The 12,880-nt window shown below is 66.0% G+C and carries 14 protein-coding genes and 1 tRNA gene; 1 reads left to right on the top strand and 14 read right to left on the bottom strand.

What is annotated here, in order from left to right; genetic code table 11:
* Positions 1 to 72: transfer RNA gene (locus VIP82_RS19135), tRNA-Gln, on the bottom strand.
* Between the two features lie 97 nt (positions 73 to 169).
* On the opposite strand from VIP82_RS19135, the gene VIP82_RS19130 reads away from it, so the two are divergent.
* Positions 170 to 673 (top strand): MarR family winged helix-turn-helix transcriptional regulator, encoded by a 504-nt coding sequence (locus VIP82_RS19130; protein ID WP_331911542.1) that lies wholly within the window; start codon positions 170 to 172, stop codon positions 671 to 673.
* Between the two features lie 9 nt (positions 674 to 682).
* Here the strand turns inward: VIP82_RS19130 and VIP82_RS19125 are convergent, their stop codons facing one another.
* The 13 genes from VIP82_RS19125 to VIP82_RS19065 form a co-directional block, all read right to left on the bottom strand.
* On the bottom strand, positions 683 to 2,497 hold the full coding sequence (locus VIP82_RS19125) for an ABC-F family ATP-binding cassette domain-containing protein (RefSeq protein ID WP_331911540.1): 1,815 nt from the start codon (positions 2,495 to 2,497) through the stop codon (positions 683 to 685).
* A 185-nt stretch (positions 2,498 to 2,682) separates the two neighbouring features.
* The gene (locus VIP82_RS19120; protein ID WP_331911538.1) at positions 2,683 to 3,528 is read right to left on the bottom strand and encodes a hypothetical protein; all 846 of its coding nucleotides are present in this window, start codon (positions 3,526 to 3,528) and stop codon (positions 2,683 to 2,685) included.
* A 55-nt stretch (positions 3,529 to 3,583) separates the two neighbouring features.
* Positions 3,584 to 4,144 carry a recombinase family protein gene (locus VIP82_RS19115; RefSeq protein ID WP_331911536.1) on the bottom strand — a complete coding sequence of 187 codons (561 nt, stop codon included), beginning with the start codon at positions 4,142 to 4,144 and terminating at the stop codon, positions 3,584 to 3,586.
* 236 nt (positions 4,145 to 4,380) lie between these two features.
* The gene (locus tag VIP82_RS19110) at positions 4,381 to 4,608 is read right to left on the bottom strand and encodes a hypothetical protein (protein ID WP_331911534.1); all 228 of its coding nucleotides are present in this window, start codon (positions 4,606 to 4,608) and stop codon (positions 4,381 to 4,383) included.
* Positions 4,609 to 4,769: 161 nt separating this feature from the next.
* Positions 4,770 to 5,201 (bottom strand): hypothetical protein, encoded by a 432-nt coding sequence (locus VIP82_RS19105; RefSeq protein ID WP_331911532.1) that lies wholly within the window; start codon positions 5,199 to 5,201, stop codon positions 4,770 to 4,772.
* Positions 5,198 to 5,782, bottom strand: coding sequence for a hypothetical protein (locus tag VIP82_RS19100; RefSeq protein WP_331911530.1), 585 nt, complete (start codon positions 5,780 to 5,782; stop codon positions 5,198 to 5,200). The genes VIP82_RS19105 and VIP82_RS19100 overlap by 4 nt, the downstream gene beginning before the upstream one ends.
* A gap of 223 nt (positions 5,783 to 6,005) precedes the next feature.
* On the bottom strand, positions 6,006 to 6,668 hold the full coding sequence (locus tag VIP82_RS19095) for a hypothetical protein (protein ID WP_331911528.1): 663 nt from the start codon (positions 6,666 to 6,668) through the stop codon (positions 6,006 to 6,008).
* Between the two features lie 148 nt (positions 6,669 to 6,816).
* Positions 6,817 to 7,572, bottom strand: a complete 756-nt coding sequence (locus tag VIP82_RS19090) for a hypothetical protein (RefSeq protein ID WP_331911526.1) — start codon at positions 7,570 to 7,572, stop codon at positions 6,817 to 6,819.
* Between the two features lie 121 nt (positions 7,573 to 7,693).
* On the bottom strand, positions 7,694 to 8,761 hold the full coding sequence (locus VIP82_RS19085; protein WP_331911524.1) for a tyrosine-type recombinase/integrase: 1,068 nt from the start codon (positions 8,759 to 8,761) through the stop codon (positions 7,694 to 7,696).
* A gap of 195 nt (positions 8,762 to 8,956) precedes the next feature.
* On the bottom strand, positions 8,957 to 9,259 hold the full coding sequence (locus VIP82_RS19080; RefSeq protein WP_331911522.1) for a DUF427 domain-containing protein: 303 nt from the start codon (positions 9,257 to 9,259) through the stop codon (positions 8,957 to 8,959).
* Positions 9,260 to 9,354: 95 nt separating this feature from the next.
* Positions 9,355 to 10,704, bottom strand: a complete 1,350-nt coding sequence (locus tag VIP82_RS19075) for a GNAT family N-acetyltransferase (protein WP_331911520.1) — start codon at positions 10,702 to 10,704, stop codon at positions 9,355 to 9,357.
* A 73-nt stretch (positions 10,705 to 10,777) separates the two neighbouring features.
* Entirely contained in the window at positions 10,778 to 11,701 is a 924-nt protein-coding gene (locus tag VIP82_RS19070; protein ID WP_331911518.1) for a 4-(cytidine 5'-diphospho)-2-C-methyl-D-erythritol kinase, read from the bottom strand.
* Entirely contained in the window at positions 11,698 to 12,765 is a 1,068-nt protein-coding gene (locus tag VIP82_RS19065) for an aldo/keto reductase (protein WP_331911516.1), read from the bottom strand. The genes VIP82_RS19070 and VIP82_RS19065 overlap by 4 nt, the downstream gene beginning before the upstream one ends.
* Positions 12,766 to 12,880 lie beyond the last annotated feature (115 nt).

The following is a 12,880-nucleotide window of genomic DNA, read 5'->3' as shown; positions in this document are numbered from 1 at the left end:
CTCCGCCGCCAGGATTCGAACCTGAACCTCACAGCTCCAAAGGCTGTCGTGCTGCCGTTACACCACGGCGGAACGCGGCGACCAGGACTCCGGATGCCGCCCGTCAAGTCTGCCAGACCGCCTCCGGTCGCTGAGCATGCCGGAGCGCCGGCCCCGCGATAATGAGGGCATGACGGCGCAGAGCGACGAAGTGGACCGCATCGTCGAGGCGTGGACGACGCAGCGCCCCGACCTCGACTTCTCGCCGCTCGGCGTGCTCTCGCGCGTCGACCGGCTCTCGCGGCACCTGGACCGCGCGCGGCGCGACGCCTTCCGACGCAGCGAGCTCGAGCCGTGGGAGTGGGACGTGCTGTCGGCCCTCCGCCGCGCGGGAGAGCCGTTCCAGCTCAGTCCCAAGCAGCTGCTGCAGCAGACGCTCGTCTCGAGCGGCACGATGACCAACCGCATCGATCGCCTCGTCGGCCGCCGGCTGGTGCGTCGCGAGTCCGATCCCGACGACGGCCGGAGCGTCCTGGTCACCCTCACCGACGAGGGGAAGATCCGGGTGGATGCCGCCATCACGCGTCTGGTCGACGCCGAGGCCCTGTTGCTCGACACCCTCTCGCGGAGCGACCGCGAGCGGCTCGCCGGGCTGCTGCGCAAGCTCAGCCTCGGCTTCGACGCCCACGACTAGATCCCGTGCTCAGCCGATCTGCTCGGTGAGCTCGAACCAGCGCTCCTCGACCGCGTCGCGCTCCTTCTCGAGCTCGCCGATGCGGGTCATCTCGGCGCCCAGGCCCACGTAATCCGCCTGGTCGTGGTCGGCGAGCGCCGTGCGAGCGGCGCCGATCTGCGCCTCGAGCTTGGTCAGGCGCCGCTCGAGGGCGGACACCTCCTTCTGCGCGGCGCGCAGCTCCGGCCCGGCGAGGCCCGCCGTCGCGGCGGGGCCTGCGGCCGCGGCATCCGTCCCGCTCGTGCGCTTCGCCTCGTCACGGTCGCTCAGCGACCGGGCCCTCAGGCGCAGGTACTCGTCGACACCGCCCGGCAGATGGCGGAGGTGACCGTCGAGGATCGCGTACTGCTGGTCGGTGACGCGCTCGATGAAGTAGCGGTCGTGCGACACGACGAGGAGCGTGCCCGGCCAGGAGTCCAGGAGGTCCTCGATGGCGGCGAGCATGTCGGTGTCGAGGTCGTTCGTGGGCTCGTCGAGGATGAGCACGTTCGGCTGCTCGAGGAGGATGAGCAGCAGCTGCAGCCGGCGCTTCTGACCACCGGAGAGGTCTTTCACCGGCGTCGAGAGCTGGGCGCTCTGGAAGCCCATGCTCTCGAGGAGCTGGCCGGGGGTGAGCTCCTGCGCCTTGGAGCCCGCACCGAAGGTGTACGTGGTGCGCAGGCGGGAGATGACGACGCGCACCGGATCGTTGAGGTGCTCCTCCAGCTCGTCGAGGCGCTGGGTGAGGGTCGCGACCTTCACGGTCTTGCCGCGCTTGACCCGCCCCGCGGTCGGCTCGACATCCCCCGCCACGAGCCCGAGAAGGGTCGACTTGCCGGCGCCGTTGACGCCGAGGATGCCGGTGCGCTCACCGGGGGCGATCCGCCACTCGACCGGATGCAGCACTTCGCGCCCGTCGTACGAGACGGCGGCGTCCAGAAGGTCGACGACGTCCTTGCCGAGGCGCGAGACGGCGAGCGAGCGCAGCTCGGTCGCGTCGCGGATCTCGGGCACGTCGGCGATGAGGACGTTGGCGGCGTCGATGCGGAACTTCGGCTTCGACGTGCGCGCCGGGGCACCGCGGCGCAACCACGCCAGCTCTTTGCGTGCCAGGTTCTGCCGCCGCTGCTCGATCACCGCGGACTGGCGGTCGCGCTCGACCCGCTGCAGGATGTACGCCGCATAGCCGCCCTCGAAGGGCTCGACGAGGCGGTCGTGCACCTCCCACGTGGTGTTGCACACCTCGTCGAGGAACCAGCGATCGTGCGTCACGACCAGGAGCCCTCCCTGGTTCGCCGGCCAGCGGCCCTTGATGTGCGCGGCGAGCCACGCGATGGCCTCGACGTCGAGGTGGTTGGTGGGCTCGTCGAGGAAGAGCACGTCGTGGTCGCCCACCAGCAGCGTCGCCAGCGACACGCGCCGGCGCTGACCGCCCGAGAGGCCCGCCACGGGCCCGTCCCACGGCAGGTCGCCCAGCAGCCCGGCGATGACGTCGCGCGCCCGGGAGTCGCCGGCCCACTCGTGGTCGGGGCGATCGCCGACGACCGTCTCGCGCACCGTGAGTGTGTCGTCCAGGGTGTCCGCCTGGTCGAGCACGCCGACGCGCACGCCGCCGCGCACCGTCACGCGGCCACCGTCGGGCTCGAGCCTGCCGGCGAGCATCGCCAGCAGGCTCGACTTGCCGTCGCCGTTGCGGCCGACGACGCCGATGCGGTCGCCCTCGTCGATGCCGAGCGATACCCGGTCGAAGACGACCTTCGTCGGGAACTCCAGGTGCAGGGCCTCGGCCCCCAGAAGATGTGCCATGTCTCTACAAACTGCCCTTGACTGTCCCTTTTTCTTGAAAATCAAAGGCTCTCACAGGCATCTCAAGCCTACCCAGTTGGCACGGAGTTGGCACGACGCCGCGCGTAGCGGCCAGTCAGCGGCGAGCGCCGGTCGGCTCGGCGTCAGTTGAACGCGCAACGCATGGGGCTGCGTGTCACGTCTAGTTATTGCGTAGGACGCACCACTCCGGTGGTGAACCATTGCACGAGCGTCGCCGCCAGGATGACAGCCGCCCTAGCCTCTTCGAGGGTGGCGTCTGCGTAGTCCGGCCTCCCGTGCCTACTTTCGTGGCCCCGCCAGAGAGTCCGCATCATCGCCGCGAGAGTCTTCGCACCTGGTGCCTTGTCGCTGTCGCGAAACACCAGCGTCCACTTGGGATTGTCTGCTTCGAGTATTGAGAACAGGTTGGCGAGCGTGGGTTCCGGCACCGGGGTCGGAATGACAGTCAGCGCGGCTGTCTCCACGGCAACTACAGCGTGGCCGAATGCTACGGATGGGCGCGGGTTCACTCCATACGCGTCTGACCAAGCCTCCTGAAGCTTGCGGGAGGCCACATCGGTGGCGGAAAGAACACTAGCCATTGCTGTTCTCACGCCATCGGGCACGCGTTGCGTCAGGGCTGCGTAGTTGCCTGCGCGGACCACCGTCCACGCTGACCCGCCGTCGCTGAGCACGTCTTCGAGGGGTAGCGTCTTGGTGCCCTGAGAGACAAAGTGCCTGCTCAGACCGTAGTGAACGAGATTGGTGAACACGGCATCGTCAACGGCTCTCAACTGCGGCAGAACCGCGTCGCGCCACTTGTGATACCCGCCAGATCTAAACCCGATGTCAGTTTTCGCTGCGTTCTGAAACTCAACGAAGAAATCTGCCTTTGCCCAGCCGCCGTCCGCGCCTGCCCGCGCTGACATCCACGGATAGATGGCCTCACGCAGATAGACGGGGAATCCTTCCGTTAGCACGTCCTCTCGTCCAGTCGCGACTATCGGTCTCCATGGCGGCTGTTCACTCACCGCTTCAGGCTATCGAGGCGTCGGGGCGGAAGTCAGATTCTTCTGCCACGGCCCGTCAGAGCGTCGCGATCACCCGGTAGAGGGTGGCAGGGGACACGCCGACCATGCGCGCGATGTCGGCGCGGCTGTGGTCTCCGGACGCTACGAGTTTCTTGATCGTCGCGAGCTTCTTCGCATCCACCACAGACGGACGCCCGCCGATCTTGCCTTTCGCCTTCGCGGCCAGGAGTCCCGCGCGGGTGCGCTCTGCGATGGTGTCGCGCTCAAGCTGGGCGAAAGCGGCCATGATTGTGAGCATCGCTTGTCCCATCGGGCCTGACGTGTCGATCTGCTCCGTCAGGCTACGGAACGCGGCTCCCTTGTCCGTGATGGTCTTCACGGCTTCCAGGACGTTCATCGTGTTGCGTCCGATCCTGTCGAACTTCCAAACGATGACCTCATCGCCCTCTTCGAGTCGATCAATCAGCCGGTCCCAGTCCGGACGGGATGCCAGCGTGCCGCTTACGCCTTCGTCAGCGTAGACGCGCTTGATCCCGTCGATCTTGGCGATTGCATCTCGCTGAAGGTCGGCGTTTTGATCCTTGGTGCTGGTGCGGATGTAGGCGTAGCGGCTCATGTCTCAATACTCTCAAAACCCATCTGTCTTAACAAGAGGTTGTGAGAGCTATATTTGAGATGGTGAGTTGGACCTGATCGCGGGTATCAGCACGCTCTCACCCGACCATCGTTTTTGATAGAGACATCCCCCACACGGAGGAACGCGATGAGACGAACCGTGTGGGGGATGCTGTGCCGCTCCCTGCGGGCGGCAGACTGAGCGCGGCTAGACCATGCGCACTCAGAATTCTGTGATCACTGGTTGCGAGCTTCCTCGGCGGCAATCTTGCTGAGGCGATCTACCTCGCGGCGCTCCTCGGGCGTGTACGTGTGATGCTCGCCGCGTAGAAGGCGCTCCGACTCGGGATTCTCGAAAATGCCCCGGATGGCTTCCTCGGTCCACGTGTCCGGCGTCGGCGCGTAATCGGCTTCGATACTCCTCATGTCTGCGATGAGGGCTCGAAGCTCTGCAGCATGGTTCATGGTCGCTCCCCTGCAATCCTGGCGAGCGCGAAAAGCCCACGATTCAAGTCCTCAACGGCACTGACCGGGAGTCGAAGTTTTCCGGTATGGATTTCATCGAGCACATCGAGCAGGGCAAGCATCGCGTCATCGGCGGTTCGCGACTTCGTAGTGCTCATTTTCTAGAAACCAATCGGGTGCGCGGGGTTGTACTGCGGGCGCACGTGGAGAACGTCGCCGTACTCGGCTTCTACATCCGCGAGTGCTTCTCTGCGGTCGGTGGGATTGCTGACGGCCTTGGCGTCCTCACGGGCGCGGAGTCCTGCCTTGTACCGGTAGCCCTCATCGTCATCGCCAACCTGGATTTCGGGAGGGCAAGGGCCGTCGGCCCACTTGACCATGCCGTACCGCTTAACCTGCTCCTCGGGGGTCTGATCGAGGAAGCTCGCTCCTGTACGGTCAATAGTCGCCGCGTATAGGTCGGGAGTGATTTCTACTTCCTCGCCGCGTCGCATGACGCGTCCCGCGACGGCATCGCCTGCGGCGCTCACGGCTGGCAAGGTCACGCCAGACGCGCGAATATGAATAATGCGGGGTTCCGTCGTCTTACTCATCGTGTCTTCCTCAATCTGCGCTGTAGCGCTTCTGCCAGTTGGGAAAGGGCAGGGTGCGCCCTCATGGTCCGCAGGAGTGAGCGAGTGCTGTCCGGATCGGTCATCGCGTGATCGGCCAGCGCTTGGAGGAGAGCCTGCGTCTGCTCGAATGTCTTCTCGGCGGCAGTGTCATCGATCCCGAGCCGGTCAATCACGACTGTGAGCGCTTCGGCCTCAACCTTGATTGCCCTCGCGCGAGCAACGGGCGTCGCGTTGAGCCGCTTTGTTCGGCGTCGAAGATCGCGAGCATCATCCGCAATCTCGATGGAGCGGAGGATCACATCTGTGGTGCTCGGCTCTCCATCTACGAGCTTGGCGAGGTCGGACTTTCGAGAAATTGCGAAGCGGCTCAAGCTGGAGACAGACAGCCCTGTCCAGGTGCGAATGGACTCGTATGTCTCGCCAGCGTCTAGCGCCTCTTCGATGCGTCCGCGAAGAGCGTGTGTCTCCACAGATGATGGTCTTCCCGTCCTGCTCATTCCTGTACTTCCCTTGAAATCTGTGGCGTAGTAGTGCAGAGAAGCCCAGTTTTCGACCAGCACATCGTCAAGGAGTTCCTACGAACACGATGTGATCGACGCTCTGCACTACCCGCCATTAGTTACTATCGCACTTTCGAGAAGTGCCTCCATTCTCGGATCGTTTCGCGAATGGCGTGAGGACTCATCGGTAATGGTGTATGCCCGTACAAAGCCTCAGAAATGTGCCAATACGCACCGATAGCTCGAATAGGTGTTTTGCTCTCAGATTGCCGCGCAGGGCGTCTCAGAGGCCATCGAGGACGGGCGAGCCAACCGAAGAAAGCAAGTCATCCATCCAGTCGGGAACCTCTTGTTCATCCCCGACATTCGGCGCGCCGGAGCGAGCCGAAGGCTCAGCGACGACAGGCGCGGGCGAGGAGGATTCTTCCGACGAGTCATTCATATTTTCCTTATGACTCCTATTGTGGTTCTGAGATTGACCCTCAGTGGTTCTGAGATTGACCCTCAGTGGTTCTGAGTTTTCTACTGGGGCTGTCTCAGTGGTTCTGAGATTGCCACTGCGGTAGTTGCGATCCTTCACCGTGAGGACTTCGCGCACGGTCTGACTAACGCGAAACCTGTACTCGGTGACCGGCGTGCCGCCGCCCGGGTTCCGGTGTGTGCCGACAGCTTCGAGCGCGCCGATCCGTTGCAGGTACGCGAGTACCTTCCGCACGGTCGGCTTGCTCACGCCCGCTTCGTCAGCGAGAGTTCCGACACTGGGATAGATATGCTCGCCAGTCTTGAACGTGCAATGCCGAGAAAGCATTACGCTCACGCTCACGAATGCATTGCGACTGATGCCAGCTTTCGCCAACGCGGCGTGCGGGAAATGTTGCACGAATTCGTGGAACTCGAACGGCTTCAGGGTATGCTGATCCGTCTTCTGAGTAGGCTTGGGTGCCATTTTCTTGATTCCATATCTTCATTGCCTCTCTGTTCGGAGAGAGGGGAAGCCAGCCGGTCGCGGAAGAGATGGAAGAAACGCTTACCGGCTGGCTCACCTAAGTGACGCGGTTTCCGAACTCCGCTGAGACTATGTATACGTCTCACTACTACTTATCGTCCAAAGTGGTTTCGGCACGTCTCCTGGCCCGGTACTCTCGTGCGTTTTCCCGGGCAGCATTGCGGCAGTCATCGCAACGGCACGTCTTGTAGCGCGTCAGACTGCCGTGGGGCGCGGGTTCCCCGTTCGGGCGACGGGCACCCTTCGGTGTCCTGCTCTGGCGCTTGGCGATCTTGCACTCGTCGCAACGGCAACCCAGCCTGTAACCACGTGAACCGTGGACAAGTGGCGTGCCCGTCTTCGGGTGCACCGCTAGCACAGTAGGAACGTGCTGTTGCTGCTCGCGCTCGGCCACGCGCTGAGCATGGTTCATGCCGATTACGTTGGCCCGGCGCTCGGGGATTTCGGCATCCGGCTTTCGCGGTTCCACGAAGCGGACAGTCACCGGACGCGCCGGGGGCAGGTAGATGCCCTCCTCAATCCTCAGAGGGCGGGAGACGAGCACTGAAGACTTCTCCGGCGCGTCCTCGGATAGTTCCCGCTCACGCATCGCCTTCAGGCGAGCTTCATAAACTTCCCGCCCGGTCTCCTCTAGCTCCTCGGACACACGCGCATCTTCGGCGCGAGCAACGAAGACAAGTCGAGCGCGGGCGGCATCGGTTGGCGCGTGGACGGCGCGTGCCATGAGTTCGCGTCGGCGCTGCGGGGCGAGCGCGTCGAGGGAGCGGAGGGCGGCTAGGGCATCTTCAGGCTTCACGTAGATATATATCGTCCAGACGAAGGCCTGAGTTTGCGCGTCCTGCACTACGACTTTTCAGGCGGCGACGTATGCCGCGAGATTCCCGCACACGTGCGGCTACGACATACATAGAGGACGTACGCACTAACGCTAGAAATGCCCGGACGACGCGAGCGACCCCAGACGCCTAGAAGGTCATCTGAGACACAATCGCCCGCTGGCGCTCCTCGTCCACATGCTGGTAGCGGAGCGCGGACCGATAGTCGCTATGTCCGGCCCGGCTCATGACCTCAGCCAAGGTCGCATTCTTCGCGAACGCGGACAGGTGAACGTGCCGGAGGTCGTGAGCATGCATGTCGTCCAACCCGCAGGCGAGCTTGAGTTTGACGAAATGATGGGAGAAGGAGTTATAGCTCATCGGCTTGCCGTACGCCGTCAGAAAAACGTAGTCACCGGGTACGGCGTTCCTTGACTTATACAGCCTGAAAAGAGCGTCTGTGGCCTCCTGAGGCATCATGAGGACTCTTCTGCCATCCTCGTGGCTCTTCGTGCCGTCGAACTCTCCGTAGTTCGTCCGGTGCCGGTGGATGTCCACCCTCCCGGCTGTCAGATCGATGTCTTCCCACTTGAGCGCGAGCGCCTCCCCCGCCCTCGCTCCAGTACCCACGAGTACCCAAAGCATGGCTTTCATCTGCTCGGAGTCGGCCATGTCGTGAAGCATGCGGAAGTCTCCGACAGTGAACGTCGGACGCTTCTTCGAAGGGTCTTTCGTCGCTCCCTCCACCTGGCACGGGTTCTCGGTGAGGATGCGCTCTTTGACGGCACGCTTCATGAACTGATTGAGGAGCGCGTATGCCTTCCGGCGACCGTGCGGGTTCTGCTCCATGGTCGTCCACCACGTTTCGACCCGTTCGACGGAGATGTCTGCGAGCGCCGTCGAACCGAATGTCGGCATCAGGTGGGCCTGAAGATTAAACGAGTACGTGTGAAATGTCGTCCGCTTGATCTTGTGGCGCTTCAGGTTCAGCTTGCGCTCGGCGTACGTGGCGAACTTCTCGCGGCCACGAGCGCGCGGTGCTCTCTTCGTGCCGGTCGATTCCGGAACCAACCCCATCTCTTCGATGAGGTCGGCCTTCGTGATGGCCCGCTCGGCGGCTTCCTCGGTATCGAAGGTCCCCAGACTGACGTACTTGCTTCTGGTCTTGTCCCAGCGCCGCGCCTGGGTCTTCCCGGACGGCAGTTTTCTCGTTGGCATCGTGTGCTCCCTCTGACGCATATATACGTCTGTGAGAGGCCGATGTAGAGATTTAGGTGAGCCGAAAAATTGGCACGAACTTGGCACGGACTCCAGCGCCCGCGCGGTTGCGCGGAACTGGCGAAAGTGCCATGTCCCCTCCAGGCTAGGCGAGCCGGAAGGGCTCGCCGCGCGCCCGGCGTCGAGGAGACCGGGTCAGTCGGCGATCTGCACGGCGCGGTCGAATGCGACGTACCCCGAGAAGTCGGCCCCGACGCGCGTCACGGCGCTGGCGTGCGGGGTCGGGTACGACCACGCACGGTCGGTGTGCTCGTGCTCACCGGCCCGGACGCTGAAGTACTGCGCCTCACCCTTCCACGGGCAGGTGTAGGGCGTCGTGCTCTCGACCAGGGCGCCCTTCGCGACCGCCACCGGCGGCCAGTACCAGTTGCCCTCGATGCGCACGAGGTCGTCCTTGTCGGCCTCGGCGATCACCACGCCGTTGAGCACAGCCTTCATCATTCCTCCAGGTGGGTTGGTCTGCCCCAGAGGACCGAACCTGCCCGCCTGCCGATGTGTTCCCGCCGGGCGTCGTGCGCGAGGATCTGCGGGCGTCAGTACCAGATGCTCAGCCGCGGCGCGGTGTGCCAGCCCAGCACGCGAGCGGCGGTCGCGGCATCCGTCGTCTCCACCCGGCCCGCCGCGACGAGCGTCGCGGGCGACACGGCTCCGAGGTAGGTGGCGGACAGCTCGGTGATTCCGAGGGCGACCTCTACGGCCCCCGCGGGCGCCGCGCCGTCGGCCAGGGCGGTCACGCGTCCGACGCCGGCGTCGCCGACCTCGAGCAGGTAACGGCCCGTCGAGAGCCCGATCGGATCGGAGACGTCGAGTACGAGCGTGCCCGCGGCGCCGTAGCGACGGGCCTCGAGGCATGCGACCACGTCGATGATCCGCACGTACTGGTGATCGCGCACCGTGACCTTCGCCGCACGCTGGTCGGCGATCATCCACAGCAGCGGCTCGTCGATCGACAGCTCGCCCGCGTGAACCTCCGCCACCAGGTCGAGCTCCAGCAGGAACCGCCACAGCGCCGCGTACGCGTCGTCCGTCTCGGCGAGGAGGTAGTGGACCGTGACCGTCGCCTTGGTGAAGTCGTCGTGGTTCTCGCGCACGGCGTACACCGCGGCGCCTCGCACCTCGCCCGCGGCATCCGTGTACTGCACGGCGCGCTTCTCGCCGACCTTCTCCGCGGCCGGATTCGTGCCGGCGAACCCATCCCAATGGCTTCCCGGAACGTCGATCTCGCCGGGGAAGCGGTGACGCACACGCTCGTGCAGCGACGGCAGCAGCTCCCGCACGCGCTCGCGGGTGACGAAGTCGATGCGCCCGGCGGGCTGCGGGCCGATCCACGCCGCGCGCTTCGTCTCGATCTCCCACGACGTGCTCGCCGCGGCGGGAGCGAATCCGTAGCGGCCGTAGAGCGGCGACTCGCTCACCGTGAGCATCGCCATCGGGATGCCTGCGGCCTGAGCGGCCCGCAGCTCCCCCTCGAGCATGGCCCGGGCGACGCCGCGCCGGCGGTGGGTCGGCGCCACCGTGACCGCCGAGATCGCGCACGACGGGATCGCCGCGCCGCCGGGCACGGTGAGCTCGCCGAGCCAGGAGGCGATCGTCGCCACCGGCGCGTCGGCCATCGGACCGGCGGGATCGTAGACACCCGTGAGCCGCCGGTAACCGCTGCGGTCGCGCGAGGCCGAGACCTGCTCGTCGGTGCGCTCGCCGTCCTGGAATCCTCTCGCCACGCTCTGCAGCCAGCCGACGAACCCGTCGTGGTCGACCGCGAGCCGGCGGTAGTCGAGGCCGTTCGCCGCGAGCCGTGTGCGGGACTCCTCATCGACGGGGCCGGTGCGGAACGCGACGCGGTCGGACTCGTCGGCACCGTGCGTGAGATCGAGCGTCTTCATGGGGATCTTCCTCTCCACGCCCGCCAGTGCGGGCTCAGGTCGACGTGCGGAACTCGGGGACTCAGGTCGCCGGTCAGGTGACCACGCGCGCCCCGGCCACCGGGCCGTGCACGTGAAGCGCCTCGTACCCCGCGGCCGAGAGCGTGATCTGCAGTTCGAGCGCGGACTCCGGATCGACGGTCAGGAATGCCAGGGTAGGGCCGGACCCCGACACCAGCCCGGCGAGCGCTCCGGACTCCTCGCCGAGCTCCAGCACCTCCCGCAGCTGCGGCCGCATGGAGAGCGCCGCGATCTGCAGGTCGTTGCGGGTGTGCTCCGCGAGGGCGACCGGGTCGCCGGCGCGCAGAGCCTGCAGCACCGCCGGATCCACCGCAGGCGTCCTCGTCGCCGCGATGTCGGGGCGCGCGCGCAGCTCGTCGAGGTGCGCGTACACCTCGGGCGTCGACAGTCCCGCGTTCGACGGCACCACCACCCAGTCGAACCGGCCCTTCGCGAGGGCGGGGCTGAGCTGGTCGCCGCGGCCGGTTCCGATCGCCGTTCCTCCCATCAGGGCGAACGGAACGTCGGCACCCAGCCGGGACGCCAGTTTGTGCAGTTCCGCGCTGCCCAGCTCTGCCCCCCACAGCGCGTCGCAGGCGACGAGGGCGGCCGCGGCATCCGCGGATCCGCCGCCCATGCCGCCGGCGACGGGCACGTGCTTGACGATGTCGAGATGCACGCCGCCGGAGTACCCGATGCGCTGAGCCACGAGGCGCGCCGCGCGCACGGCGAGATTGCGGTCGTCGGCCGGCACTCCCGACACGTCGACCGAGCCCGAGATCGCCACGGTGAACTCGTCGGACGGCGAGGCCCACACGTCCTCGTAGAGCGAGACCGCCTGGTACGCCGACGCGACGTCGTGGTAGCCGTCCTCGTGCACGCCGCCGACCTCGAAGAAGAGGTTCAGCTTGCCCGGCGCCCGCACCCGGACGCCGTCGGCGGCGAGGGCCTGAGTCACCGGTTCGCCGATTCCGCCCAGAGGTCCACGTCGATGCCGTCCGACAGCGCGTCGATGCGCTCGAGCTCCTCCGCGTCGAATGCGGGACCGTCGAGCGCCTTGAGGTTCTCATCGAGCTGCGCCGGGCGCGATGCGCCGATCAGCGCGGACGCGACCACGGGGTCACGCAGCACCCACTGGATCGCCATCTGGGCGAGCGACTGCCCGCGCTCCTTCGCGATGACGTCGAGCGAGCGGAGGGTGGTGAGGCCCTTCTCGCTGAGCGAGCCGCCCGGAAGCGACGCGCGCTGCTGCGCACGCTCGGCGGAGCCGTCGCCGAGGTACTTGTCGGTGAGCAGGCCCTGGGCGAGCGGCGTGAAGGCGATCGCCCCCATGCCCTCGTGCTTCAGGACGCCCGTCAAGCCGTCTTCGACCCAGCGGTTGAGGATCGAGTACGAGGGCTGGTGGATGACCAGCGGCGTGCCCAGCGAGCGGGCGACGGATGCCGCGACCGCAGTCCGCTCGGCGCTGTAAGACGAGATGCCCACGTAGAGGGCCTTGCCCTGACGCACGAGCGTGTCGAGCGCGCCCACGGTCTCTTCGACCGGGACGTCCGGGTCGACGCGGTGCGAGTAGAAGATGTCGACGTAGTCGACGCTCATGCGTCTCAGCGACTGCTCGGCGCTTGCGAGAAGGTACTTGCGCGCGCCGCCGTTCCCGTAGGGCCCGTGCCACATGTCGTAGCCGGCCTTCGACGAGATGATGAGCTCGTCGCGGTACGGGGCGAAGTCCTCGCGCATCATGCGGCCGAAGTTCGTCTCGGCGCTGCCGTAGGGCGGGCCGTAATTGTTGGCCAGATCGAAGTGGGTGATCCCGCGGTCGAAGGCGTGCCGCAGCAGCCCCCGCTGGTTGTCGAACGGGATGTTGTCGCCGAAGTTCCACCACAGGCCGAGCGAGACGGGAGGAAGGGTGAGCCCCGACGTGCCGACGCGTCGGTACTCCGCGCGGGCGTAGCGGTCGGCGGCGGCGGCGTAGGGGCGGTGGAGGTCTCCTCCACGGGACAGGTAGCGCGCGTCTTCGGTCACCGGTCCAGGCTATCGGCGCGGCGTCCGGTGCGCAGGTGACGGCCCCCGGCGTGTGCTTCACCTGCGCCCAGGGCGGCAGGCACACGCGATGCGCCGTGTCAAGGATGGGGGCGGA

Origin of the sequence: Microbacterium sp. (assembly GCF_036566905.1) — a bacterium.
Classification (GTDB): domain Bacteria; phylum Actinomycetota; class Actinomycetes; order Actinomycetales; family Microbacteriaceae; genus Microbacterium.
Note: the sequence above shows the minus strand (reverse complement) of the source record. Positions and strands in the feature narration are given on the sequence as shown.

What these genes read in the sequence shown, in the direction of transcription:
- VIP82_RS19110 (WP_331911534.1), bottom strand. Translation starts at nt 4,608, where the DNA reads ATGAACCATGCTGCAGAGCTTCGAGCCCTCATCGCAGACATGAGGAGT.
- VIP82_RS19105 (WP_331911532.1), bottom strand. Translation starts at nt 5,201, where the DNA reads ATGAGTAAGACGACGGAACCCCGCATTATTCATATTCGCGCGTCTGGC.
- VIP82_RS19085 (WP_331911524.1), bottom strand. Translation starts at nt 8,761, where the DNA reads ATGCCAACGAGAAAACTGCCGTCCGGGAAGACCCAGGCGCGGCGCTGG.
- VIP82_RS19075 (WP_331911520.1), bottom strand. Translation starts at nt 10,704, where the DNA reads ATGAAGACGCTCGATCTCACGCACGGTGCCGACGAGTCCGACCGCGTC.
- VIP82_RS19095 (WP_331911528.1), bottom strand. Translation starts at nt 6,668, where the DNA reads ATGGCACCCAAGCCTACTCAGAAGACGGATCAGCATACCCTGAAGCCG.
- VIP82_RS19080 (WP_331911522.1), bottom strand. Translation starts at nt 9,259, where the DNA reads ATGAAGGCTGTGCTCAACGGCGTGGTGATCGCCGAGGCCGACAAGGAC.
- VIP82_RS19115 (WP_331911536.1), bottom strand. Translation starts at nt 4,144, where the DNA reads ATGAGCCGCTACGCCTACATCCGCACCAGCACCAAGGATCAAAACGCC.
- VIP82_RS19130 (WP_331911542.1), top strand. Translation starts at nt 170, where the DNA reads ATGACGGCGCAGAGCGACGAAGTGGACCGCATCGTCGAGGCGTGGACG.
- VIP82_RS19125 (WP_331911540.1), bottom strand. Translation starts at nt 2,497, where the DNA reads ATGGCACATCTTCTGGGGGCCGAGGCCCTGCACCTGGAGTTCCCGACG.